The following is a 24,624-nucleotide window of genomic DNA, read 5'->3' on the forward strand; positions in this document are numbered from 1 at the left end:
GATTTGTCCTTTCCGGCCGCGAGTTTTTCCCGCTCCCAGGCGCTATGCGTCTCGGACCGCAGCTCCGGCTGTTCAATCCCAAGTTTGCGAACGGCTTATTTTGCTGTTTGGATCTGGTCTGCCAGCCACCCCGCCAAATTATCAATCCCTTCTCCGGTTTTTGCCGATACCGGGAAGATCTGAATAGAAGGATTCATTGCACGGACGGTCTTGTTCAATTCCTCCATGTTGAAATCCGTGTACGGCAGCAAGTCGATCTTATTCAGTATCAAAGCATTAGATTCCGTGAACATCAACGGGTACTTGAGCGGCTTGTCGTGGCCTTCGGGGATCGACAGGATCATCACTTTAATGTTCTCTCCAAGCCTGAATTCCGCCGGGCATACCAGGTTTCCCACGTTTTCTATTATCACAAGGTCTTTTCCCTGAATGCCGAGGCTTTCCGACGCGGACAAAATCATATTTGCGTCCAGGTGGCAAGCCCCGTCGGTGTTGATCTGGACCACGTCCACCTTGGTCTCCTGGACCTTCTGCGCGTCCACGTCCGAAGCGATGTCGCCTTCAATGACTCCGATTTTGAACCTGTCGGAAAGGGACCGGATAAGCCTCAGAATAAGGGATGTCTTGCCGGCTCCAGGCGAAGACATAAGGTTCATGACGAAGACCTTGGAATTGTCAAACCGTGCTCGCAAATTATCGGCAAGCAGATCGTTCGCGCTGAGGATATCTTTGTTGACTTGTAGCGTCTTGACGGCCATTATCGCCTCCTTTTGGAATTGCGGGTCCTTTTTCTATTGTCAGCGGCCACACGAACCTCGGCCAAAGTATCTATATGCCTGATATGTGCCACGTAAGCGCAGTCTTCCGGCAACCAGTCGAGGGAACGAACGAGGTGCTCGGTCAGGCTTATGCAGTCGGGCTCGGCCTCATGACGATTGTGGTATACCTTACACAGATTGGTCTCAACATCCAGGTGCTGGCAGGGCTCGTCGGTGTACCGGACCACGCCTGCACCCAAATCAACCTTTTCATAACAGCACTTGCCACACTTACTGCAAATGCTTTCCCATTCCTCTCGTTTCATCTTTTCCCGTCCCGTAGTCCCAGCCCGCCGAAAGTATTTACCTAGCATAAAACTCGGAGAAGAAAAAGGGAGGCGAACTCTCCCTGTCCGGTCCTTGTATGATGTTCGAATGTTATGCACTTAATCGAAGAATGGTAGGCTCCCGGCTCTGCCCAGGGGCATCCAACTGTTGAACGGCCACTTCTGCAGTCTATTGCCCTCTTGCCACCGTCAATACCCTGCCCGGGATTTCCAGGCTCCGCATTCTATATCCCATCTCTCACAAACTTTTATTGAGAATTTGCTACCTTAGCCGTATAATCGGCCATCTGGAAGCTACAGAAGCGGCTTGATGTTACAATAGGCGACATGTCTTCGGCCGGAGATCCTGACTTGCCCCTGAACGAATCCGACCCCCGTGCTAAGCTAACAGACCCTGCCATTAATGGCCGTGGATGGACAGAGGACTTGATCCGCCGCGAGGAAACCGCGGGGACTATCGAGATCATTGACGGCAAGGTCCGCAAGAGATTCAAGGGCCGCGTCGATTACACCCTGCGCGTGAAAGTTCATACCGGAGCCGGAAAGGATGTTCACAGCTTGAGTCAGGTTCACGATGGGTCTTGCGAACCACATCTGTTGGACGTACTCTGATGTGGAGAACGGAAAAGGGGATAACAACACATGAGGTTCTATTCATTTCAAATTGTGATTGAAAAGGAATCTGACGACGAAGGCTATTTCGCCTACAGCCCGACCATTCCTGGCTGTTTCAGCAATGGAAAGACAATCGAAGAGACAAAACGGAACATCCGCGATGCCGTAGAGCAACATTTGGCATCTCTGCTGGAGCACGCTCAGACCGTGCCCCAACACGAGCGCCTCGTTCATGTGGAAGAGCTTAGTATTGGGGTGCCATAATGAGCAGGATGCCACAAGTTACAGCACGGGAACTGATCCTCAAAGCGAAGGGCTTCGTGGAGAATCGACAATCCGGGAGCCACTTGACTCTTTGGCATGAGGAACGAAAGCTCTCGATAACGGTTCCCGTCCGCACCGGATGCGAGATTGGGCGAGGTTTGGCTGTGCGGCTTCTCGAGGATGCGGGCTTCACTGTGGAGGACTATCTGGGCCGGAAATGACAACGTGCCCACGAGAATGGCCGGGCGCCCCCGACCCTGCTTGGGGCATTTAACTGAGAGCAAACGGCTCGTATTCACCGGTCGAGCAAATCTCGTCGTCGGGGTTGTGCTTTATTCGCACCAGGTTGATGCGGTCCAAGTGATTCAGGACCATGTACATGAACTCTGTTCCCCTAAGAAGTCCAAGCGAACCACTTGAACAATCTATTTCATTGAAAGACCGGACATTGTCACGGCGGGCGTTCGCCCCGACCATGGTCAGCGGAACCGGCTCTCCGGAATGGATCAAAGGGCCCGAACTGGGGGTCGAGTGGTCGGAAGTAACAACCAGGAGCACGTCGGGGTTGTCCAGAATGGGCTGAATCGACTCCCCAATTGCTCTATCCAGGGCCTCGATGGCTCTCACCTTGGCGGTCGGGCTCTTGGTGTGCGCTGCCTCATCAGGCGCCATGGTGTGAACGTGAATGAACTCGTAGTCATGCAGATTCTCTGCGGCGAGAACGATCCTCTCCTTAAGGTCGCGTCCAGGATCGTCGCTGCTCTTTACCCTGCGAACTTCCATGCCCAGGACCTTGCCTAGGCCCCATTGAACCAGTTTTGAAGAAATGAGCAGCCCTTTGAGTCCCCAGCGTCTGCTGAACGGCGTCACCGCCTTAGGCTTGTCCGCGAGATGGGTCACCAAGGCATTAAGCGGCCCCTGCCCGCGCTTGGCCCTTGCTTTGTTGATTGGGTGCTTGTTCAGGCTTTTGTACACCCATACCAGATAGTCTTTTAGTGCGTGAGCGGTGATTGCCGCGGTATTGGTATCAGCCTCCGTTTTCAAGGGTTTTATTTCAGCCGCGGGAAGGCCGCTGAACATCGGGTCCATGTCGGTTATCTGGGGCGACACGCGTCCTCTCATTACCAGGATGCCTTCCACCTGTTTGGTCTGCGTGAAATGGAATTCAATCCCGCGTGATGCGAAGGTCGCGACTTCAGCCATCAGAGCCTTAATCTCTTCCGGCGTCGCATCCGGCACACGGTCAACGATAACCAGCTTGCCCATGTCCTCGTTGGCCGTCACAAGGCGGGCGAGAGCCGCGACATCTTCGCTTTCCACATTCATCCCGGAGCCTAACGCTTCCAATATGCTCCGCCGCGGCATGTCCCGCCAATCGTAACCGAAAAGGGAAAAGTGCGCGTCTTGACTGGAAAAGGCTGTCCCCACTTTGTCCGCATGAAATAATCCGTTGGCTCCTACTGCGGCCAGAGAGTCCAGCGTGGGGGTCTCAGCGGCCTGGAGAGGGGTCATGAAGCCCAACTCCGGAAAGGATCGGTCCCCAAGCCCGTCCAGAAGAATGACTACACAACGAGACGGCATGACCAAAGCTCCTCCGGTAAATGGAATTTGTTTCATGTTGTCAGGGAGTTGGAGTCTAGTCGCAAAAGTGGTGAAAGTCGAGGCATTTCGTGTTAGCATAATACGTTTCGGGCCAGCCGAAACATACAACTCTTTGATTATCCGGGAAAACCTTGAATCATCTTGCTTTGGCTTTGTCATCAATAGTTTTGCTTTTCGTCATCTCCTTTTGGATGCTGAGAATGCGGGACGTACTGCAAGCCTTGCTTCGGGTGCCGCACATTGATCCGATCGAGGAAGCAAATCTTCCGCCGACGCCCCCTTTGATTTCCGTTATCGTGCCGGCTCACAACGAAGAGGCCAAGTTAAGAGCATGCCTGCAATCTGTTATTGAGCAGGACTACCCCCGGTTTGAACTTATTGTGGTCGACGACCGCTCGACGGACGATACAGCCGCGATTGCCGCGTCTGTGGTTCGCGGCCTCGAAAACTGCAAAATAGTATCGGTTGATCATCTGAGACCGGGATGGACGGGCAAGTGCCACGCGTTGGACGTGGGAGTCAGACATGCGACAGGCGAATGGCTGGCATTCCTCGACGCAGACAGCAGGCTTCACAGGTCTGCTTTGCGTCAATGCTATCATCACGCGACGCGTTCACACGTGAACATGATAACGTTAAGCCCCAAGTTCATTATGAACAGCTTCTGGGAAAAAGCCTTGCAGCCCAGCTTTGCAGCCATGTCGTGCATTCTCTTTCCTCTCGATAAGGTGAATGATCCCGACAGCTCCGTGGCCTCCGCAAACGGGATGTTCTATCTCATAACCAGGCATGCTTACGAAAAGATCGGCGGCCACCACGACGTGCGAGAACTGGCCGTGGAAGATATCGGCATAGGAAAAAGGGTCAAGGCGGCAGGGCTGGGGCTTATATTCGCAAATGGCCGCCACATTTTGCAAACACGCATGTACACTAGTTTCAGGGAAATCCTGCGTGGTTGGACCCGGATTCTCAGTGCCGCCATGAATTACGAACTTCCCACGGTCTTGAGATTCCTGGGAATGCACCTGTTGATGAGCTTTCCGGTTTTGCTGGCTTCAATGTACTTTTACGTATGCGGGGCCCCGTCGGTCTGGCCTGGAGGGTGGTTCCTCTTGCCCGCCGTTTGCCTGGGCGTAATGTGCCTAGTCCCCGCCCTTTTTTATTCTCAATTGGGAACCGCCCATAGATATACGGTTCTCCTCATTCTGGGAAACCTTATGTTGATCTGGGTGTTTCTAGTGATTGTCAAGAAGATACTGTTCAAAGACGCTCTTCAATGGCGCGGAACCACTTATCATGGAAGCCGCTATCAGCCGACAAGACTGGAGCCCGGTACGTCACATGCGTATCCGGCCAGGTCACCGGTGTTTGAGTAGAGGTCTATCCCGCGTGGTGGCGTGTTCGTGATGGCCTCGAACCGCTAAGGTTGCCCACAATCACCAAACCAACAGAACGCTCCTCACAATCCTCATTTTAGATTGCATGGTATTTTCACGTGCCGGCCTCCAATCGGCGTCTGGCGGTGAGTTCGTCCAAACCGCTTACAAGCAACACCTTGTCCCTGGAAGCATGTCCCCGAACGATTGTGATTGAGGATGGGGCAACTCCCAGCCGTTTGGCCAGGAACTTTACCAGACTCTTGTTGGCTTTCCCCTCCGTAGGAGGGGCCGTAAGCCTAATTATCAGCCGGCCGGCGCTATCTAACATGATTGCGTTGCGGGAGGCATTTGGAGCAATCCTGGCCTCTATGGTAACCCCTTCCGAATGATCTCTAAGATACATCGGCACCTATCCACCTCGGCAATAACATGTTTGCCCTCGGCTCGCGAAGCTCGACGCGCAAATGCAGCGGTCCGTCGCAGGCCGGTACACGGTACTTACTCAAATCAGTAGTTGCCTATTGAAGGTTTACGGCGATCTGGTGCAAGGTCTTCACGAGAAACTGCTGCAAGAACACAATTACCAACAAGACTATGATGGGAGAGAAGTCAATCCCCATGGCAGGCAAAGGGAGATGGCGCCGCACGATCCCAAAAACAGGCTCGGTCACACTATAGAGAAAACGAACAATGGGATTATACGGATCGGGATTTACCCAGGAGATTAAGGCAGCTATAATAATGATCCACATATAAATAGTAAGCACTATATCAATTACGCCCGCTACGGCGTCTATCAAATTCGCCACCACAAACATACACGTTCCTGTTACTATGATCTTCCGGAAAGCAAAGCCGGTGTGACCGGCCTCCCGTGCAGATTGAAACTATCAAGTTCGCAAAACCGTGTCAAGGCCTGTCAGAGGAGTTTCCCCGAGGGACTAAACGGCGGGTGCTGGACCCAGCTAGAGCACTGGGCGACATCACTGGGACTTGCCCCGAGACCGCAATCCTCAACGTCCGGTCCGCATCATTACAAAAAGATGCCAGCCGTACCGCGAGGCACAGGGACGATAGCGCTGAAACCTGAACAAAAAAGTATCCCGAACCTGAGGTTAAACCACTACCTCAAGCCCCAGCCGGGACATCAGACGTCCAGGAAACTACAATTGGGTTCAGTGAGTCGATCCGGCTACAGACCACCTACAGGGGAACAAGAAAACCGATGCTTCGCCCCCCTATCGTTCCGAACAATTTGAACCGGATCTAGACTTACTTAACCGATTCCTTCAAGGCCTTTGCTGCCGAAAACTTCGGAGCTTTCGTGGCCTTGATTTTGATCTTCTTCTTGGTCTGAGGATTGATGCCTGTGCGGGCAGCCCTCTTGACCACGGAGAACTTTCCGAACCCTGGAATCGAGATCTGCTGTTCCTTGGTCAACAGCTCCTTTATCGCTCCGAAAACTAAGTCAATAGCTTCAGCAGCGTGCTTCTTGGTGGTTTCCCCCTTCTTGGCCAACTTGTCAACAAATTCGGCCTTTGTCATGTTCCCTCCTCGATGACGCCTGTGGATTCAGGTGATTTTTCCAGAGCCCATAAGAACTCTATTGACACCCAAAAACAGGGTAGTCAAGGAAATTCGCACTGGTGAGGCCGGATTTTGAGGCGCGAAGGCACTGTCAAATCCGGCCGTCCCGAACATCCCTTTTCTTATCAATCGGTTGTGCCCAGTACCCTGCAACTGAAACCAGGTCGCCAAGTTCGAACCGACCGCAGGTGAAGGAGCCGGCAGCTCGCTGCACGCGCGTGTCGGCTAGGAAGCGGAGGTCCTTTCGGGCCTTTCTAACGCTTGTCAAAAATACTGTCCGATTACGAAAGGGTCTCTTTAAATTTGGTAGGTGCCGGCCTCCGTGCCGGCACATTTTGCTGATAAAAATGAACTAGTTCGGACCGGCAGGGACGCCGGTCCCTACCGGTTCTTTTGGGGCGCTGCGGTGCAAAAGGTCAAAATTTGCGGCAAACGGTATAAGCTGCAGAACACAACTTAGGCGCAACTACGGCTAGCCGAACGCGGGGCTGGGTTCTCCCAAGAGGTTTTTCCATGTGAGTGAATGGTTGAAAGAGATTCCAAAATGGGGTTGACTGGAAAAACAGGAAGATGTAAAGCTCACATGATAAAGACTTTTAGTTTTCTCAAAACAGCGGAACATAGGGAAAGGAGAAACAATGGCAAAGACGGTCGTGATAGATGAAGAAGCTTGCAGCGGATGCGGTACATGTGCAGCAATAGCGGAAGATTGCTTCGTACTCAATGAAGAGACTGAAAAGGCCTCGGTGGTTAGTCAAACCGCATGCGCCGAGGATGTCATGCAGGAAGCCATAGACACTTGTCCTGAAGAGGCGATCAGTTGGCAGGACTGAACGAGGTTACCCTTTCTTGCCCGTCGCTTGCTTGTATCTGAAAGGGTTACTTCCCAGGTCTCTTGAAAAGAGAAGTCCGTGGAAGCGCTGTCCCGGATGATGTGCAGCGACGTTTGGGAGTGTAACACATGCTCACCGGGGATGAACTGATACCCCGTCTCACTGGGCTCTACAGGCTCATCGATTCAGCCTATGGTGAAGCCGCGGAGGAAATGGGCTTTTCATGTGAAGGTTGCGATGGTGTGAAATGTTGCACCGTCGATCTGACTTTGCACACCTTTGCAGAAATGCTCTACTTGAGACGGGGTTTCAACGCCCTGGACACTTCCAGGCAACTGGAGATCCTTGGCCGATGTTTGGCCATGATCAAGGCCAAAGAGGATGACCCCTGCGGCGCCGTTTACCGGAACGGCGTTTGCGTGCTGAACTTCGAAGGAATTTGCTCTCTTTACGAATTTCGTCCAATGATTTGTCGCCTTGCCGGCATACGGCACTTCATCGGCCGGCCGGACGGCACCACGATGGAAAGTGGCGGATGCGCGCGCTATGAGCAAGAAGTAATAAAACAGTACCCGGATTTGAAAATTGATCGAACCTCGTATTACAGAAAAATGGCTGAAATCGAAATCGAAGTGGTACGAACCTTAGGCAAACGCACGTCCCCTCGGACCATTTCGGAAACTCTTGGTATCGATGACCCGGACCTCCATTTGCCGTAATGGGTCAATTGATGCGTGTGCGCGTATTCGGCCGGATTGGGCCAAGTCCTTGAGACAGACGTGGAAATAACCTGAGGGTTTATTGTGTACGTGTTTGTTCCTTCCTTTTTGAGAACCGAGAGCTGCTGATCTTCGGTTCGCCTTCCTGTGAAGAAATCCTGGCTTCATGAACATGTTGACTCAACTAACCCGGAATCCGAAAGACAAGCGTCCCGCGGGATCTTTGCCATCATTTGATTCTTCACGTGGATTTTGGCTTCCTTTGTTTTTTTTGCTCTTTCTCTGGGGAGTAATCGTAGTTGTTGTCAATCCCATCGGAGAATTCCAGGTCAATGATGACTGGAGTTTTCAAAGGGCACTGGAAAGACTCGCTTCTCAAGGAAAAATCGAGTCCACAGGGTGGGGACCCAACTGGGCGCCGGGTGGACCGTCCCTGATATTCCATCTTTTGTGGGGAAGGCTGTTCACGCTTTTCGGCGGATGGTCGGCCACCACACTTAGAATATCGGTTCTGGTAATGGGTGTCCTTGGCTCGATAGGGATGTTGATGTTGCTGCGGCGGTGCGCAGGCAGTGAGTGCTTTGCGCTCTGGGGAACCCTCACGTTCCTCCTAAACCCACTGGTTCTGTCTCAGTGCTTCACCTACATGAGCGATGTTACGTTCGCCGCTGTGACCCTGTTTTCAGTATTGTTCGTTTACGTGGCGGTACGAAGGGGAGGCATTCCCTTCTTGGTCGTGGGTTTAGTATTGGCCTTGTGCTCAATTCTCACAAGACAGCTCGGATTGGTTGTGCCCGCGGCTCTCCTCGGAGCATGGGCACTGCATCCTGGAGTCAGGCCACTGAGCACCGTGTGGATGCTGGTCCTAATTGTGTCGATCGTTCTGGCGCCCTGGTTAGCATACGAGTATTTCCTTTCTTGGACAGGTGGCACCCCGTTAACCCAACACCAGGTGCTGTACAATGTTTTGCGTCACCCTCAGGCAAAGGGGTTCTTCGGGTATCTAGCGTTTCTCGCTGCCAACTGCGCAATTGCTTTTGCCTATGTCGGTTTTCTTATTTCGCCCGTATTGGCGCTCAGATTGCCTTCTTATCTCAAGTGGAAGCCATTCGCGTATTTCGCTGCGGCACTTACAGCCGCTTGCCTACTTTTCGAGTCGGCTCTGCTCGCGGGTCTGATTGACCCACCGGTCGGGTTCTTGCGCAATGTTATATTTGATTTCGGTATCGGCCCCATACTGCTCAAAGATACGTACATAATGGAAATCCAGCGGACCATCGGTCTTCCCAAGGCTTTGTTTTATTTGTTGGTTTATTGGGCTGCTCTTTTTGCCGCGGTGTTGGGGTGCGGGATTTGCGAATCCCTGAGGCATCTGTTCACGGAAGAGGAGGGCTATCGCCAAGAGCCCAGGGGCTTTCTCTCCACTTTTTGCCTGCTGGCGGCCCTGTTATACCTGGGGGTGATAATCTTGTCCGGGTTTCACGATCGGTACCTGATCCCGGTCTGCATGTGGCTCATTGTCTGGTTTGTGGCCGACAAGCCAAGCGACAAGGCCTTGCCCGTTCGACGGTTGACCTGGATCCCGGCTGCCGTCCCATTGGTGCTCATGGGTCTGTTCGCGGTGATTGGAACTCATGACTTCATGTCCATGAAACGGTCCCTCCATCAGGCACAAAATTACCTGGTCGCAGATCTGCATGTGAACCCGTGCCATGTTGATGGAGGCTTCGAATTCAATGGATACCGGTGCTATCGGCCTGATTTTATGCCTAAACAGGGTCTGAGCTGGTGGTGGGTCGAACAAGAGGACTACCTATTGGCGATGGGCCCTCTGCCTGACTACAGTGTGGTCCGAACATTTCCCTTCCCGCGCATTATAGGAGGGCAGGCTGCCGTATATGTTCTCAAGCCTGACGAACCCGCCAGCGCCGGTGGACATTGAGAGCGTTGCCTTGTGGCTGGAAATATTCCCAAAATAGTAGTTGTCGCCGGCCCGACTGCCTCGGGTAAGACAGCAGTCGGAATCAGGTTGGCCGAAAGATTCTCCGGCGAGATTGTTTCAGCCGATTCCGTTCAGGTCTACAGATACCTCGATATCGGCTCGGCAAAACCCACAGCGGAAGAACGAGAGCGAATCGCTCATCATATGATAGACATTCGTGACCCTGATGAAGAGTTCTCCGCGGGAGATTACGTGAGGGAGGCTCGAGCAACCATTGGGAAAATCCTGCAAAAGGGACGCGTTCCCTTTGTGGTTGGGGGAACCGGGCTCTATATTAGATCCCTGTTGGGAGGCATGGCCGACTTACCTCCCGCCCAACCTGCACTGAGAAGCCGGATGCTGGAAGCGGAAGCAGACTCGAAAGGAACCTTATTTGCAAGGCTGGAGCAAGTCGACCCTGCAACGGCGCGCAGTACGCCGCCTGATAATATCCCCAGAATCATTCGAGCCCTTGAGGTCTTCGAAGTGACGGGAAAAACCATGTCGCAGGTTCAGGAAGAACACGGCTTCCGGGATCGGCCTTACGGGCACATTTTTATATGTTTGTCGTTGGAAAAGTCACTTTTGTACGAACGTATTGATAAGCGAGTTGACAGTATGATAGAAGGTGGATTATTGGAGGAAGTAGTCTCTTTGTACGAGCGCGGGTATTCCCCAAATCTCAATTCCATGCAAAGTCTGGGATATAGGCACATCGGCATGATATTGTCCGGACAGATTGAAACCCAGGAAGCAATCCGGCTCATGAAAAGAGATACCCGACACTACGCCAAAAGACAGTTAACATGGTTTCGTTCCGAACCCGGGGTTTTGTGGTGTGATCCTGAAGAAATCGCAGGGATCGGATTGATGGTTACTAATTTTCTCGAGCGCTGATCAGCGGTGCGAGATTTTTTCCCATGAACGCGCAAGCCTTTGAATGTGGAGGCGCAAGCGCGCTCGGGGGATTAGTGCACGGGGGTGCGGAAAATGCCAAAGACTCATTTCAACATTCAAGATCAATTTCTGAATCAGGTGCGAAAAGCCCGAATTAAAGTTGAAGCCCTTCTCATATCGGGCGATTCCATCAAGGGGTACGTCCGTAGTTTCGACAGCTTCTGTATCATCCTGGAAGACGCGGACGACATCAGGTTGATCTACAAGCATGCCCTGACCCAGATTAAGCCCGCAGAGACAGGGGTGAAGATCCCAGGCCTCGTGTAATACGCCGGTTGCGTTCGTGGAAGCTCCGAAGACTTGATTCTTGAAGCTACGTCTGTGATCGCGCATGGGCAGAATTGAATTATTCTTGCGCGGCAAGGGTCCTCAGGAACCTGACGGTACGACGCCGACGAGTGCGGAAAACCTCTCATGGTGTAGCGGAAGCCAGAGTGTGAACATGGTTCCTTCTTCGTCCGATTTCACGGAGATGGAACCATCGTGCTCCTCGACGATCTTCTTTGCAAGTGTGAGACCGATTCCGGTGCCGTAATTCTTTGTAGTGTAGAAGGGGCTAAAGATCTTTTGCAGCTCGTCAGGCGGAATCTCGCGACCCTGATTCCCAATTTTCATCTCGAAGTAGCTTTCCGATTCGAGCCCCCCGGTCTCGCTGGCCTTCTCACTTGGAATGAAAAAGCCCGTTGAAACCGTAATGACTTCGCCGTTAGGGGAAGCCTCAATCGCGTTGGACACCAGGTTCCGGACCACCTGCTCGAACCGTTCAGGGTCCAGGGACACGTCGCCTACATGCTTTTCCAGATTGACCTCGACGCGTAGATTCTTCTCGCCAATTCTGCCTTGATTCACGCGCAGCACGTTCTCGATTATGTCGTTGGGGTCTACTCGCTTAAGATGTATGCGTTCATGACGAGTGAAGTCGATGAGGGTGTCGAGTATCTTCTCCAGCCTTTTTATCTCGTCAATGATAATGCGGCAGGACTCTCTTTGCCCACCGGTGTCCGTTATCTCGCAGGAATCAAATTGCCTCGCTAAACGCCGGGCGAATCCGCCTATAATGGCAAGTGGCTGCCGGAGTTCATGGGCCACTTCCGCTGTATGGTCAGCGATGGCTTTTGATTTGCCCGTTTGAACTATATGTTCGTACAAGTCATCAATAATTTTAATCTTTTCAATCAGCTGTTCCCGCGAGGCTTTGACCTCCTCCTCCAAGCTTTTCCGGCGTGTAATGTCCCTCATGACGCCTTCATAACGGATTGGCCCGGTCTCCTCCGAAAGGATCGCTTTGGATCGGATGCGCGCAAACTTCTCCGCTCCGGAGGCATCTATCATGCCCACTTCCTCGTCCCAGATTGCGTCAGGGCTCATCGTGAACATGGTTTCCACCAATGCTCGGTCTTCAGGGACAACGTGGTCTTGGAGGGGAGTCTCCAAGATCTTTTCGACTGGATAGTGGATGAACTTCTCAACTTGCGTGTTGACGTAAGTGAAGTGCCCTTCTTTGTCCAGCAGGAATATGACGTCGGGGACTTCTTCAAGGAGTGTGCGATAACGACGCTCAGAATCTTTCAGCCACCGCACCATTTTCTTGCGTTCACTCAGCTCTTGTTTCAGCGATGCAGTCTTTTCCTTAACCTGCCTTTCCAATTCATCTGTTCGCACAATCATCTTTCCTGCAAGAGGTCTGACCAGGAGCACCATTCCCAGCGTACCAAGCAGGATCAACACGACTATGATGCTGCTTGTGGAGAAAATTTGCTGTTTTACCGGCGCGTAAAGCTCGTCCTGGTCCATCTTTACGGCGATGCACCAATCCGAGTTTCGCACCGGGCCGAACGCGACTACGTCTTTGTCGTCGGCCGAAGTTTCATGACGAAGAAAGCCGCTCTGCTTCATGGCAGCCTTTTGAAGGGCCTGTCCCAGGGTCGATTCTTTTGGAATGCTTCCAGGGACTTCGTCCTTACTTCCCCGAAGAGGAAAGACCAGATCTATGCGCCCGTCGTTAATCACTCCCAGGACTGTTTCTCCCGTTTTCCCGAGGCCGGTATAGTCTTCGATGATTCGCTGCAAATGAAAGAGCCTGAACAGGATCAAATCGGTTCCTACCAGGACCGATTGTCTATCCATGATGGGAGCCCGGATTACCAAAAAGGAGCGATTTCCCATGGGGAACGGTCCATAGAAGCCGGTGTGCTTTGATGTCACTTCCGGGACAGGCCAGGCCGCTTCCGGAAGCTCCAACCCAACTTGAACGACCGTTTCCCCCTTTTTGTCCAGTCTCGTAATGCCCCAGACTTCTTCTGAATAATGGACCGCATCCAGCAGGATCTCCCCCGTAATCTCAGCGAGCTTTGCCCGACTTATCCGGCCCTGGTTATATTGCTCGAGTATTTGCCGGGCTACGGTACGGCTTGCTATTTGGGATGCCACGTCCTTGGCCCTGGCCAGATACTCCTCCACAGCCATGGTCTTGGCGTTCATGGCAAGGACAAGATTTCTTTCCTCTTCCTTCTTCAGGTACTCGTACAAAGGGACTATTGAGGCCACCGCGACTATGACGCCAACGGTGAAAATGCCCACAACCGAGGATAGGACGAGTGAATTCTGAAGACGTTTTGCAGGACTCTGGCCTATCATGGAGCCTCTATCCAAGAGCCATCGCGGGAAATTGCACGTCAGCCAAGATACATTATAGCAGTGTTTTTCATGGGTACAAAAAACTCGATGTGCCGGCCTCGTGGTCGTAGAGATAGGCGACGCGGGAAATCTCCCGTCGAATTAGGCGGATTCTCGGAATCCAAGAGAGCGCTTGGTCACGCGTGGGTGTCGCTGAGTCATTCGGAACACGGGACAAACCTTCTCGAATCTCGCGCTTTTTCAAAAAGGTAGGTGACAGCGTGAATTTGAGAAATGGCTACTCTGAGTCGGCTAGCCTTTATGCCGCTTGTATGATCGCTCACTCGTTCTACGCCTCCAGGGCGTACAGATTTCCATCTCCGCATCCGAAGTAGACAACCCCTCCGTGTACGGACGGGCAGGAGACGATCCAATTCCTCGTCTGGATGCGCCATCTTTCTTTTCCGGTTTCCTGATCCAGCCCGTAAAAAGCTCCGCCGCCACCTCCGAAATAGATGGTTCCGCGATCTACTGCCGGCGCGCACATGATCCAACCTCTGGCCTTGAACTTCCACTTTTCTTCTCCACTGGCTGTATCGACTGCATACAAGTAATGATCGTTGCTGCCGAAATACACGGTGTCATCCGCCACCACGGGCCGCGACACAATAGGATGAGACTGCCACCAGTCCCCGGTCTCGAATCGCCATCGTTCAGTGCCCTTATCAATTGCCGCGGCGTACAAATTCCCGTCCCTACTCCCACAATAAATGGCCGCGCCGGCCACAACCGGAGACGAGACATCTCCGCCGGTCTTGAGGGTCCACCTTTCCTTTCGCGCGTCGATGTCCACCGCGTGAAGTCGGGAATCGCCGCTGCCGAAAAAGATCACGCCCTCATGCACTACAGGAGCGGAGATCATCCAGTTTCGTGCGGAGTATTTCCAGACCGCTTGGCCTGTAAGAAGATCGACCCCGTAAAGATTTCCGTCGTTGCATGCTGCGTAGACATTCCCGTTCCAAAAGACCGGCGAGCCCATGATCCAATCACCGGCCCTGAACCTCCATTGAGATTGCCCGGATTGGGTGTCTATCCCGTACAGGTACCCATCATTGCTGCCTACACACACCAACTCACCGATCACCACAGGGGAGCAGTCCACTCTCCCGGCGGTTTGGAATCTCCACTTTTCAGCGCCCGAGCCGGCGTCGATCGCGTACAGATTCCCGTCTCTGCTACCGCAATAGAGAATGCCGCGATCCAGACATGGAGACGACGCAACCGCCGCGGAGGTCTTGAACACCCATTTGTGCCTTTCGATTACCGGCGGAAACAATAGGTCCCTATAGTACGGCGGCAATTCTTCCTCGCGCTCGATAAGCCCGATGATATGCCGCCTCTCTGCTTCAGTGAGTCGGCGCATTGATCACTCTCCTCAGGTTAAACGGGAAAACCCTATTCCTGCAAACTGGTATTTCCTCCGGCGGTCCGGGCGTCAGGGAAGACAATTAATCCCGTGCCTACTTTGCCCCGTGATCCCGCAAAAGGCCCACGATTTGGCTATGGCCCATGGATGAGGCCCACATTAAAGCAGTCCATCCGTTCCTGTCCTTAGCTGTGACATCCGCGCCCTTCTCCACGAGAAGTCTGACAACGTCCGTCCGGCACTCGGATACTGCAATAATCAGGGCCGTTGCCCCGTACTGGTCTTTGGCCTCTACATCCGCGCCTTTTTCCAGCAACGCTGCAGCGAGTTCCAGAGCGCCTCGGCGGCAGGCCCGCATCAACGGCGTCCATCCGTATTCGTCCCGAGCATGGACATCCGCACCTTTTTCCAGAAGCGCGACCGCCACTTCCAAGTGACCTCTTCGGCAAGCCTTCATCAATGAGGTTGCGCCGTACTGGTCCTTTGCCTCAAGGTCCGCTCCTCTTTCCACCAGCATTTTCGCGATTTCCGGATATCCCATCGACGAAGCCCACAGCAAGGCGGTCCAGTTCGACTGGGTCGTAGCATTTGGATCCGCTCCCGCTGCCAGCAACTCTGCGACCATTTCCGTTCGACCTTCAGAGCAGGCCAGAATCAGGGGCGTGTAACCGTACTGGTCTTTGATGGTTGGATTGGCGCCTTTGGCCAACAGGGCCTTCACTTTGGCCAAATCCCCCGAACTGGCTGCACTCCAAAGCTTTTCATCCATGAGCTTGTCTCCTTGCCCCGATCAAGAATTCCCGCACCGTCCGGGACAATAGAAGCGGATGGGCTCCATCCTGTCCGGTCAGCAATGGGTTGCGACCGACCTCAATAGAAGGGGAGGAATCCTCCCAAGCCGCCGTCCGAAATCACCTCACGCTTTCTCGTGTTTTTTCAGAAGGTCTACAACGTCCTTGTGGCGCATCGAGATTGCCCACATAAGAGCGGTCCAGCTATTCCTGTCACGGGCGTGGACGTCCGCGCCGCGTTCCAGGAGCAATTTGACCACGTCGGTATGGCCCTCGGCCGCGGCCATGATCAGCGCGGTCGCACCGTATTGGTCCGCCTCTTCCAGCCGGGCCCCCGAATCCAGCAAGAGCCTCACCACATCGACGTATCCCCTCCGCGATGCCCTCATAAGAGCGGTCCAGCCGAATTCATCGCCCGCATTCACTTGCGCTCCCGCCTCTACCAGGCGTTGAGCTACGTCGTAAAAGCCTCTGCGGCAGGCTTTCATCAGAGCGGTGGCGCCGTACTGGTCCCGCGCGTCCCTGTCCGCCCCGGCTGCCAGCAGCATTCCGACTACGTCCGAGAAGCCCATAGAGGCCGCCCACATTAAAGCACTCCAGCCAAAATCATCTTTTGCATTGGGGTCAGCGCCCAGAGAAAAAAGGCGCCGGATTTCGGCCAGGTCGCCCGAAGTCGCCGCGGTCAAGACTTTTTCGTTCATGACTTAAAACTCCTGAATAACCGTTCAGTCTTGCCCGTAGAAGCCGGGGAAGCAGTCCGCCGCCACGCTCTCCAATCCGCCCGGCCACCAAACGGTCAAGCGATTCTGTAATTTGATTACGCAATAGGTGTGCCAAGAGGGCGCGGTAGGCACGAAGCCTGTAACACTTGTTCGGACCGGAGTTTGTGGCACATGTTCGAATCTCCGCTCCAGGCTCAAACAGATCGCCTGTCCGGAATCTTTACATGATGTAAAGCTGTTAGCTCCGGAGAAGCATGGAGCTGGAGTCAGGCAAATTCCCGTTCAGACTCTTGATGTCATTGAGATCGGGTCCAAGGCCCGGAGTTCGGAAATGAGGGGGAAAGCATTTGAGTAGTGGGTACAGATAACTTGAGAGCGGAGCGCTGTTGTCTAATGAGTCAGGAAGGGCGCGAAAAGCGCATACCGTGTCGGAAGGTGAGGCACCAATTTCGAAGCCACTCGCCGAAAGCCGATAGCTCTCGAACGGCATAATACGGCTCTCTGTACTCTCCGTAAAAGCAGCCTTCGCAAGCATTTGCCGTCTCTTCGGCTCGACGGCCAAATTCCCGGCTCCGATAGAAAGACAGAAAGTCATGGTCGAGGATGTTGGCTATGGGTTCCTTTTCTTTGCAAAAACACACCCCTCCGTCGGGGCGAACATCCAAGCTTAATCGCCCTGCCTGGCACCGCCACGCACTATCTTCGTTGGCCAAGTTGTGAAGCCAATCCTGAAGAAAACGGGTCGAATTCGTCAGGCCCATTCCGGCTCGGCGCATTGCCATGAGCTGCATGACTACACGGTCCCGGACACTTTCGTCGAGTCCCTGAAGAGTGAAGCTCCTGTCTTCCCCCCGGAATTGGTAATCATTGCTTCTCTCGCCCGGGTTCCGGGCTATCATTACAGGAGTTACGTAGGTATATACGCCCATCTTCCGGAAAAAGCCTACAAGCTCCGGCAGCTCTTCAAAGTTGTAGCGCGATGCCACCACATTGGCTTGCGTCAAACCCCTTGACAATAGTTTTCTGGCCAACTTAAGGGTACGCAATGAATTAGCTACGGCATTCCGCGTCCCGGAGATGGAGTCCTGGACCGCCTCATCCAGCGTGTCAATCGATACACTCAAGTCCCTGAGCCCGGCACGTGAGCATGCGGCCATGAGTTCGGGGGTCACTTGAGGCCCTCCGTTCGTCTGAACTCGAACTGAAAAGCCCTGATTTGCAAACACGGCGACGACATCGGGAAGATCCTTTCGGAGGAAAGGTTCCCCGCCAGTGATCACCACGTGGCGAGCACCAAGTTTCGCCAGCCGCCGACCAACTTCAGTGATGGACTGTAGGTCAAGTTCTGTAGAATCTCCTCCACGCCTGTGGATTCCGCACATTCGGCAGTCGTAATTGCATCTGTACGTAACGTGCAATCGTACATAAAAAGGGCGTCCAAAAAACCTGGCACCCAGAATCCCTGCCGCAGTGTTAAACAGTTTCATGCAGGGCTCTCACGTTTCTCCATTTCACATCTCTCATCGTAATGGGAGCGACCTGTCTGCGTCGACAGATGACATTCCATAGTCGCAGGGAACCTTGCCTGCGGACTCCACCGCAAGTCCATCAAGTCGGCTGGACAGCCGCGTTCATGCCTGGCAGGGGCCGAGTCCCGCGGGCAAACGGCCTGTCCGGCTAAGGCTTGATTATATCTCATCGTGAGACTGCGCGCCACTCCCCAGGTTGAGGGGCCTGATTGGGTTGCACACTCCCGGAATCCTCTTATCGGGCCAAATGCTCAGCCCGTGTGGATCGGCCACACCAGGTGTAGCACGCAGGAATAGGGTCTTGCGGAAGAGATTGGAACTTATTTCATTTTCTTGCATACGGACACTTGATAACGGTGCCCTTGACGCGGACCTCTGTCTCGCTTTTAATACCTGCAAGGCATGCAGGCCTTAATGGGCTTCGCTGGAAGAAAGCTTGCGTGGGCGAATGATAATCTTCCCGCACACGCCATCGGCTTCGACGGAGACTTCGATGACCAGGAACAATTGGAGCTTACTGCTTGTTGTCCTGCCCATGTTTATTCTTGTGGCATTGGCCCTGCATTGGAACTCCTTTACCGCGCCCATGTACTACGACAGTGTTGGAGAGCTGGAATCGAAGGAGCATATCTATGCTTCGGGCCTGCTCAAGGTTATCCAACTTTACCCTCAGCGGCCTGTCCCGTTTCTGAGTTTCTATCTCAACTACATGATATGGGGGATGAATCCGTTCTATTTTAGGATCATCAATGCGGTGATTCTGGCGCTTACCGCTCTGGTTGCGGCCGGAGTCTTCATTCTCATGATTGATATTGCCGTGCCCGCGAACTCAGCGAGTTGGAGACAAAGGCAGGCTGTCGGTATTTTTCTCGGGCTTGTGTTTCTAGCGCATCCTATTCAGACCTATTTTGTTGCGTACATCTGGCAAAGAGTCGGGCTTCTATGTTGTTTTTTCTACATCTCCTCATTGGGGATGTACTTGGCCACCCGTACGGGTCGATTTCCGCACACCGTTGCGGGTTACATCTTCTGTTTGGTCCTCTTTTGCCTGGCGCTGATGAGCAAGGAGAAGGCGGCCACGCTCCCCGTGGTCTTGACACTCGCGGAAATCGCGTTTTTCCGGAATGGGTGGAAGAATCTGCTCAGGCGCATCGGAGTATTCATCGTACTGCTGATTCCGCTGCTCGTTATACTATCATTTCTTGTGCGTCCGCACGGTGAGATAGCGGGATCACCAGGGATCCTGGCCACTATTGGCAAACATTATGCCTATAGCAATTTAAGCCTCTCTCAGGTTGTACTCTCGCAGTGCAGGGTCTTATTCTCTTACCTGGAGATGATTATAGCCCCCGTGTCCTCTAATGTGAGGTTTACCACTGCCCACGTCATATTCTCCTCGCCCTTGGAATCGCTGGAGATTGCGGTTTCGGTTCTCGGGGTATGCGCGATTTTCGCCGCGAGCATTCTCTTGATCAAGAAAAGGCCGCTTAGTGGATTTGGTTTGCTTTTCTTTCTCGTGAACCTGATCCCGGAAGCGATTTCTGTCCCGCAGTACCTTTTCTTTGCCCATCGAGCGAATCTGCCTATGTTCGGCCTGTTGTTGGTTTTGGGAGACGTTGTTCTTGTAATCCTGGCACGCGCCAGATCTCTTGCCTCGCGGAAATGGTATTTGAGCGCACCCGTCGCGGCTTCCTTGGCCGCGCTGGTGATCCTGGCGATCAGCGCTGTGACCATCTCAAAGGCAAGACTGTGGCAGGACCCGGTGGCCTTCTGGACGGAGATAGTGGACGGGCTCCCCCTTAATCACGAGAAGCTTGAAAAACGGGTCATTGTTGATGCACTGGGCAATCTGGGCACTTCCCTGCAACGCCAGGCAAAGGTCTCTGAAGCTATCTCGATCCTTCGGAGGGCAGCGGGAATCGATCCCCTCTATGCGCGGACGCATCTCGCCCTCGGGGTTGCTCACAGTCAGTTGGGCGAAATGTCCGAAGCGGAGTCAGCACTAAAAAGGGCCGTAGAGACAGATCCGAGTTCGGCGGCTGCCCGATTTGGTTTAGCCGAACTTTATTTGACTCAGGACAAGGTTTCGGAAGCATGGCCTCATATGCAGAAAGTGGCAGATCTCGCACCGTACGATCCGAAAGGCTTTAATGGTATGGGCACGGTCTTGCTTCGCCAGGGGAATGCATCCGAGGCTGTTGCGTTTTTTCGAAAGGCGATTGAGATCGCGCCCGGGTTTCACGAGGCGCAGTACAACCTTGGGGAAGCGCTCGCAAACTTGGGACGGGACGGAGAGGCAGTCAAGCACCTCAGGAGGTCCGTGGACTTGAAGCCCAGCAACTGGAGAGCCCACAACAGTCTGGGACTCGTCCTAACAAAAACCGGGAACACGAGGGAAGCCACGACGCACTTTCGTGAGGCTCTGGCCCTGAAACCTGACGATTGGGGCGTCCACAACAATCTCGGAGCCCTCCTGGCCAAATCAGGAAACCTTGAACAAGCCGCTGTCCACTTTCAAGAGGCTGTAAGAATAAATCCGGATGACATTTCGGCAAGGAAGAATCTTGAAAGAGTTCGTCGGTTGATCGGAACTCTACGGTAGGGGAACCCCAGTCGGGTTGGTCGTCAATTGCCTCGCTCTCAAGGTTTATTCTGTCGCCGAATCCGCCCCCCGGTTCCTGGGGTTGCTGCACTGAGCCGCTGTCAGTGCGGGTAGTTTTTCAGCATGACTGAAATATTCACATGAACAAGGAGCATCGCGCAATGGGGCTTAATTGGCGCTTATGGTTTGTTGCGCTTCTGCTGTTTATTATCGCGGCTCTGGCGCTTCACTACAGTTCCTTCAGCGCGCCCATGTACTACGACAGTCTCATCCAGTTGCAGACCAAGGAGCACATTTACGCTTCGGGGGATTTGTTAAAGGTCATCCAGATTTTTCCTCAACGCCCCGCGGCCATGATCAGCTTCTATGTTAACTACCTGATATGGGGCATGAATCCATATTATTTTCGGGTGGTCAACGCTGTGCTCCTCGCCCTCACCGCGTTCATGGCCGCTCTGACAATCATGCTCATCTTTGTGGCTTCAGGGTCTGCGAACGCAGTTGATTCACGCGAGAAGCAAGCTGTGGCCCTGGTCCTCGGGTTCGTCTTTCTGGTGCACCCTGTGCAAACGTATTTCGTTGCGTACATCTGGCAGAGGATGGGGCTTCTGGCATGCCTCTTCTTTTTTTCAGCTTTCACCGCTTATTTGGGCGCTCGGACAGGCTTAATTAAGCGCGCCGTGTGGGGTTACGCCGCGTGTGCGATGCTGTTCATTCTGGCCCTCTCAAGCAAAGAGAACGCTGCCACGCTCCCTGTTGTGCTGATACTCGCTGAAACTGCGTTCTTCCGGGAGGGTCGGAAAAGCCTGCTTAAACGCTCGGGTGTAATTGCAGCGATCGCTATCGTTGTGGTGGCGGCCCTGTCGCTTCTGGAGCGTCCGCATGGGTTGGGAGAATCCTCCGGGATTCTGACCACAGTTGCAAAGTATTACGGGGAGGCCGGTCTGGCGGTCTCTCAGGTCGTTATTTCCCAGTGCCGGGTCCTGTTCTCCTATCTGTTCATGCTCCTGATTCCTGCCGCCTCCAACGTGCCGTTAACCGCTGCTCAAGTCATTTATGACTCGCCGTTTGAATCTCCCGTAATAGCGGCAGCGGTGGTCGGGACTCTGGCCATCCTTTCAATAGGGATATACCTTCTCCGGAAGCGTCCGTTAACAGGATTCGGATTGCTCTTTTTTCTGCTGAACCTAATGCCGGAAGCCTTTCTGGTCCCCCAATACCTGTTTTTCGCTTACCGGGCGACATTGCCGATGTTCGGGCTCCTGCTGGTTTTGGCCGATGGACTTCTCTTCGTTTTGGCGAAGACCGGCTCTGTTTCTTCGAGGAAATGGCATCTGGGACCGCTTGCCGCAGGCCTTGCGGCCGCGATAGTTATAATGAGCGCGCTTACAGTATCAAAGGCGCAATTGTGGAGAGATCCCGTCGCCTTTTGGACGGACATCGTGGAAGCCTTGCCGCCCTATAAAGACAAGGTGGAGAAAAAAATCACGCTTCATGCTTTGATTAGCCTGAGCGCCGCGCTTCACGCGGAAAACAGAAGCAGCGAAGCGATTGCCATAATCCAGAGAACCTTGGAAGTTGATCCGAACAACTCCATGGCTTACGGGCAACTTGGCGAAGCGTATAGGACTCTGGGGGACCTGAAAAAGGGTGAATCTTACTTGAAGAAAGCTGTTGAGCTTGATCCCGATGCGGTGGCCTTCCGGACCGTACTGGCAGAATTCTATTTGGCGCAGGACAACCTGCCGGAGGCTTGGTTACATATGCAGCGGGCCGCGGCACTTGCGCCATCTGATCCGCGGTGCTTGACAGGGCTCGGTAGGATTCTGGTTCGGCAGGGCAAAGATACCGAGGCGATATCATACTTCCGCCAGGCCATTAAGGTCGCGCCAGGCTCCGGGGAGGCCCGGTACCACCTCGGCGAGACTTACGTAAATATGGGGATGGACCGAGATGCGGAACACCAGTTCAGGCAGGCCCTGCAACTGAAACGGCAATACTGGCAGGCACATAACAGCCTGGGTTTGCTGCTGGCAAAATCCGGCAACGTCACTTCCGCGACGGCCCACTTCCGCGAAGCTCTGGCCCTGAATCCGGGAAACTGGAGAGTCCACAACAACCTGGGGGCCCTCCTTGCCAAATCCGGAAACTTCCAACAGGCGGCCGTTCACTTCCAAGAAGCTGTAAGAATTAACCCCGATGACATGTCGGCCAGGAAGAATCTTGAAAGAATTCGGCGCATGACAGGGACGTCCCGGTAAAATGAGATGAATCAGATTGGCTCTCAGGGTCTTTCAATTGGTTTTGATCACGTGATTGTTGCTTGCAACGGCAGATCCTCACGTGAAAAAAAACATTGACCTTGCGAGAATTCTTTAATATTATCGGATCAAGTCAAAAGGTTCGAAATTTCATTGTTGGATTGCGAATCTGACGCTCCTGGCGCAGGTTTGTTTCGTTTTTTGTCTGGAGGTATGGTCATGAAAAAGGGTTTGATTCTTTTTGCCGCCTTATTAATAATCACCGGCGCCGCTTCTGTGCATGCTCAAGGCCTATTGGGTTACGGTTTGCCGGGAGTCCCCATGTTCGGGGGAGGCGGTCCGGGCGCGTATGGTCCTTACGCACGGCCTTTCTTTACCCCCCCCACTTTCTACGTCGGGTGGATGGAATCCTACAAACATGCCACCTTTGGGTATGACGACACGGACTTTGGCACCCTCCTTGGTATAAAACACCGCTATCCCCTGTCAGGTCTGTGGCTGGGGCTGGAAGAAAAGATCAACGTGGGTGAAAACTGTGAAATCATTCTCGACGGTTGGGTACTAGTGCCCTCAAATCGTAGGGGCACAGAGCAGGAAGTTAACACTTTCGCCATCGGAACTATCGGCGGCCAATTCGCGTCAATTCAAGGCGGAAGAAGCTGGAACGCCAGGCCTGATTGGTGGTACATAGACGCCCTGGGCGCCTGCGGTTGCTCCAAGACCTTTATGGTGCTGGCCGGCTTTCGGTACGAGCATTTTTCAGTGCAGCTCAACGATCCCCAGGACCCTGTTTTCGTCGCGATAACCGGTGACGATAGGGCTGACCTCACTGTCAACAGCTATCAGCCCTTGGTCGGGGTTCAGTACAGATTAGGGGGCGGGTCCGGTGGAAGTATTAACGTCCGGATGATGGGCTTCCCTTATGTGCCTGCTGACGTGAAATTCTATCAAACCGCGACGGGTGGGACCACCAGAGTCGAGTCCAATGGAAATTTCAAGGACAGCTATTTCTTTGAGATTTTTGCTCAAGCCGAGCGGAACATATTTGGCGACGCTAATATAGGCGCGTTTTTCCGCTGGAACCTGCTTCACGGCCGCGCAAGACTGAACAGCGAATTGGTGCCGGGGGGGCTTTTCAATAACGAAGATAGAGCTACCCTTGACCGAAATACTCTAACGTTTGGCGGAAGCTTTTCATTGAATTTCGTAACCCCGTACTAGCGGCACGGTCCCGCGATTTTGACGGAAAATTGCCGGTGCACCACCGGTCGAGATCACGTTAGCTACGGTTGTTGGCTGCCGTAAGCGCAACGAAACGTTGCATATCCCTACAAAAGCCCCCAGGTTCCTTTGGGATCTTGGGGGTTTTTTTGCATCTCGTGGGTCGGAGTTCGACCATCCTGAGAGGCTGATGCGAGGGTCACGTTTTGGCTGCCTTGTGGCCCGTACTGTGCTCCAAATGCGGGAACGGCGGGAACAGAGGTTCCCCACAGTTAGGCCGACACGATCTTGCTTTTTCTAAGCCATGAACCTTACATGGAGAAAAACATTGACGTTGCGAGGATTCTTTTATAATATTACGCCAAGTTAAAAGATTGAGATTAGGTTTCTTGCCTTACGAATCTGCCGCTTCGG

At 53.4% G+C, this 24,624-nt stretch carries 23 protein-coding genes; 12 read left to right on the forward strand and 11 right to left on the reverse strand.

Annotation, left to right across the window (positions count from 1 at the left end; all coding sequences use genetic code 11):
- Positions 1–95: 95 nt before the first annotated feature.
- Together hypB and HY913_24240 are read right to left on the reverse strand one after the other, a co-directional pair.
- Entirely contained in the window at positions 96–758 is a 663-nt protein-coding gene (gene hypB / locus HY913_24235; protein MBI4966411.1) for a hydrogenase nickel incorporation protein HypB, read from the reverse strand.
- Entirely contained in the window at positions 758–1,084 is a 327-nt protein-coding gene (locus HY913_24240; GenBank protein ID MBI4966412.1) for a hypothetical protein, read from the reverse strand. Before HY913_24240 ends, hypB begins: the two co-directional genes overlap by 1 nt.
- Before the next feature lie 372 nt (positions 1,085–1,456).
- Here HY913_24240 and HY913_24245 point away from each other — a divergent pair, with 372 nt between their 5' ends.
- Genes HY913_24245 through HY913_24255 form a run of 3 tightly spaced genes read left to right on the forward strand, consistent with a single transcriptional unit; the run spans position 1,457 to position 2,205 of the window.
- Positions 1,457–1,717 (forward strand): hypothetical protein, encoded by a 261-nt coding sequence (locus tag HY913_24245; GenBank protein ID MBI4966413.1) that lies wholly within the window; start codon positions 1,457–1,459, stop codon positions 1,715–1,717.
- Positions 1,718–1,747: 30 nt separating this feature from the next.
- Entirely contained in the window at positions 1,748–1,984 is a 237-nt protein-coding gene (locus HY913_24250; GenBank protein ID MBI4966414.1) for a type II toxin-antitoxin system HicB family antitoxin, read from the forward strand.
- A complete protein-coding gene (locus tag HY913_24255; protein MBI4966415.1) occupies positions 1,984–2,205 on the forward strand; it encodes a type II toxin-antitoxin system HicA family toxin in 222 nt (73 codons plus the stop codon). Before HY913_24250 ends, HY913_24255 begins: the two co-directional genes overlap by 1 nt.
- Positions 2,206–2,254: 49 nt before the next feature.
- Here HY913_24255 and apgM read toward each other — a convergent pair whose 3' ends face one another.
- Positions 2,255–3,565, reverse strand: a complete 1,311-nt coding sequence (apgM, locus tag HY913_24260; protein ID MBI4966416.1) for a 2,3-bisphosphoglycerate-independent phosphoglycerate mutase — start codon at positions 3,563–3,565, stop codon at positions 2,255–2,257.
- A gap of 221 nt (positions 3,566–3,786) precedes the next feature.
- Here apgM and HY913_24265 point away from each other — a divergent pair, with 221 nt between their 5' ends.
- Entirely contained in the window at positions 3,787–4,962 is a 1,176-nt protein-coding gene (locus tag HY913_24265) for a glycosyltransferase (protein MBI4966417.1), read from the forward strand.
- A 115-nt stretch (positions 4,963–5,077) separates the two neighbouring features.
- Here HY913_24265 and HY913_24270 read toward each other — a convergent pair whose 3' ends face one another.
- The 3 genes from HY913_24270 to HY913_24280 all read right to left on the reverse strand — a co-directional run bounded on the left by HY913_24270 (position 5,078) and on the right by HY913_24280 (position 6,510).
- Positions 5,078–5,368: a YggU family protein gene (locus tag HY913_24270; protein MBI4966418.1), complete on the reverse strand. Its 291-nt coding sequence runs from the start codon at positions 5,366–5,368 to the stop codon at positions 5,078–5,080.
- Positions 5,369–5,483: 115 nt separating this feature from the next.
- A complete protein-coding gene (locus HY913_24275; protein ID MBI4966419.1) occupies positions 5,484–5,783 on the reverse strand; it encodes a YggT family protein in 300 nt (99 codons plus the stop codon).
- A gap of 454 nt (positions 5,784–6,237) precedes the next feature.
- Positions 6,238–6,510, reverse strand: a complete 273-nt coding sequence (locus HY913_24280) for an HU family DNA-binding protein (protein ID MBI4966420.1) — start codon at positions 6,508–6,510, stop codon at positions 6,238–6,240.
- Between the two features lie 680 nt (positions 6,511–7,190).
- Between HY913_24280 and HY913_24285 the strand changes: the two genes are divergently transcribed.
- From HY913_24285 to hfq, 5 genes are all read left to right on the forward strand, one after another.
- Positions 7,191–7,385, forward strand: a complete 195-nt coding sequence (locus tag HY913_24285) for a ferredoxin (protein ID MBI4966421.1) — start codon at positions 7,191–7,193, stop codon at positions 7,383–7,385.
- A gap of 128 nt (positions 7,386–7,513) precedes the next feature.
- Positions 7,514–8,104, forward strand: a complete 591-nt coding sequence (locus HY913_24290; protein MBI4966422.1) for a hypothetical protein — start codon at positions 7,514–7,516, stop codon at positions 8,102–8,104.
- A 262-nt stretch (positions 8,105–8,366) separates the two neighbouring features.
- Positions 8,367–10,046 (forward strand): glycosyltransferase family 39 protein, encoded by a 1,680-nt coding sequence (locus tag HY913_24295; protein ID MBI4966423.1) that lies wholly within the window; start codon positions 8,367–8,369, stop codon positions 10,044–10,046.
- Positions 10,047–10,070: 24 nt separating this feature from the next.
- On the forward strand, positions 10,071–10,982 hold the full coding sequence (gene miaA, locus HY913_24300) for a tRNA (adenosine(37)-N6)-dimethylallyltransferase MiaA (GenBank protein MBI4966424.1): 912 nt from the start codon (positions 10,071–10,073) through the stop codon (positions 10,980–10,982).
- 93 nt (positions 10,983–11,075) lie between these two features.
- Complete coding sequence (gene hfq, locus HY913_24305) at positions 11,076–11,309, forward strand: RNA chaperone Hfq (protein ID MBI4966425.1); 234 nt, start codon at positions 11,076–11,078, stop codon at positions 11,307–11,309.
- A 102-nt stretch (positions 11,310–11,411) separates the two neighbouring features.
- On the opposite strand, the gene HY913_24310 is transcribed toward hfq, so the two are convergent.
- From HY913_24310 to HY913_24330, 5 genes are all read right to left on the reverse strand, one after another.
- A complete protein-coding gene (locus tag HY913_24310) occupies positions 11,412–13,679 on the reverse strand; it encodes a PAS domain S-box protein (GenBank protein ID MBI4966426.1) in 2,268 nt (755 codons plus the stop codon).
- Between the two features lie 328 nt (positions 13,680–14,007).
- Positions 14,008–15,081, reverse strand: coding sequence for a PQQ-binding-like beta-propeller repeat protein (locus HY913_24315; protein MBI4966427.1), 1,074 nt, complete (start codon positions 15,079–15,081; stop codon positions 14,008–14,010).
- Between the two features lie 97 nt (positions 15,082–15,178).
- Positions 15,179–15,853 (reverse strand): ankyrin repeat domain-containing protein, encoded by a 675-nt coding sequence (locus HY913_24320; protein MBI4966428.1) that lies wholly within the window; start codon positions 15,851–15,853, stop codon positions 15,179–15,181.
- A gap of 147 nt (positions 15,854–16,000) precedes the next feature.
- Entirely contained in the window at positions 16,001–16,576 is a 576-nt protein-coding gene (locus HY913_24325; protein MBI4966429.1) for an ankyrin repeat domain-containing protein, read from the reverse strand.
- 419 nt (positions 16,577–16,995) lie between these two features.
- On the reverse strand, positions 16,996–18,084 hold the full coding sequence (locus HY913_24330) for a radical SAM protein (protein ID MBI4966430.1): 1,089 nt from the start codon (positions 18,082–18,084) through the stop codon (positions 16,996–16,998).
- A 535-nt stretch (positions 18,085–18,619) separates the two neighbouring features.
- Here HY913_24330 and HY913_24335 point away from each other — a divergent pair.
- From HY913_24335 to HY913_24345, 3 genes are all read left to right on the forward strand, one after another.
- On the forward strand, positions 18,620–20,728 hold the full coding sequence (locus tag HY913_24335; GenBank protein ID MBI4966431.1) for a tetratricopeptide repeat protein: 2,109 nt from the start codon (positions 18,620–18,622) through the stop codon (positions 20,726–20,728).
- A gap of 161 nt (positions 20,729–20,889) precedes the next feature.
- Positions 20,890–22,989 carry a tetratricopeptide repeat protein gene (locus HY913_24340; GenBank protein ID MBI4966432.1) on the forward strand — a complete coding sequence of 700 codons (2,100 nt, stop codon included), beginning with the start codon at positions 20,890–20,892 and terminating at the stop codon, positions 22,987–22,989.
- 219 nt (positions 22,990–23,208) lie between these two features.
- Positions 23,209–24,210, forward strand: a complete 1,002-nt coding sequence (locus tag HY913_24345; protein MBI4966433.1) for a hypothetical protein — start codon at positions 23,209–23,211, stop codon at positions 24,208–24,210.
- Positions 24,211–24,624: the final 414 nt, after the last annotated feature.

This window comes from Desulfomonile tiedjei, from assembly GCA_016212925.1.
GTDB lineage: Bacteria > Desulfobacterota > Desulfomonilia > Desulfomonilales > Desulfomonilaceae > JACRDF01.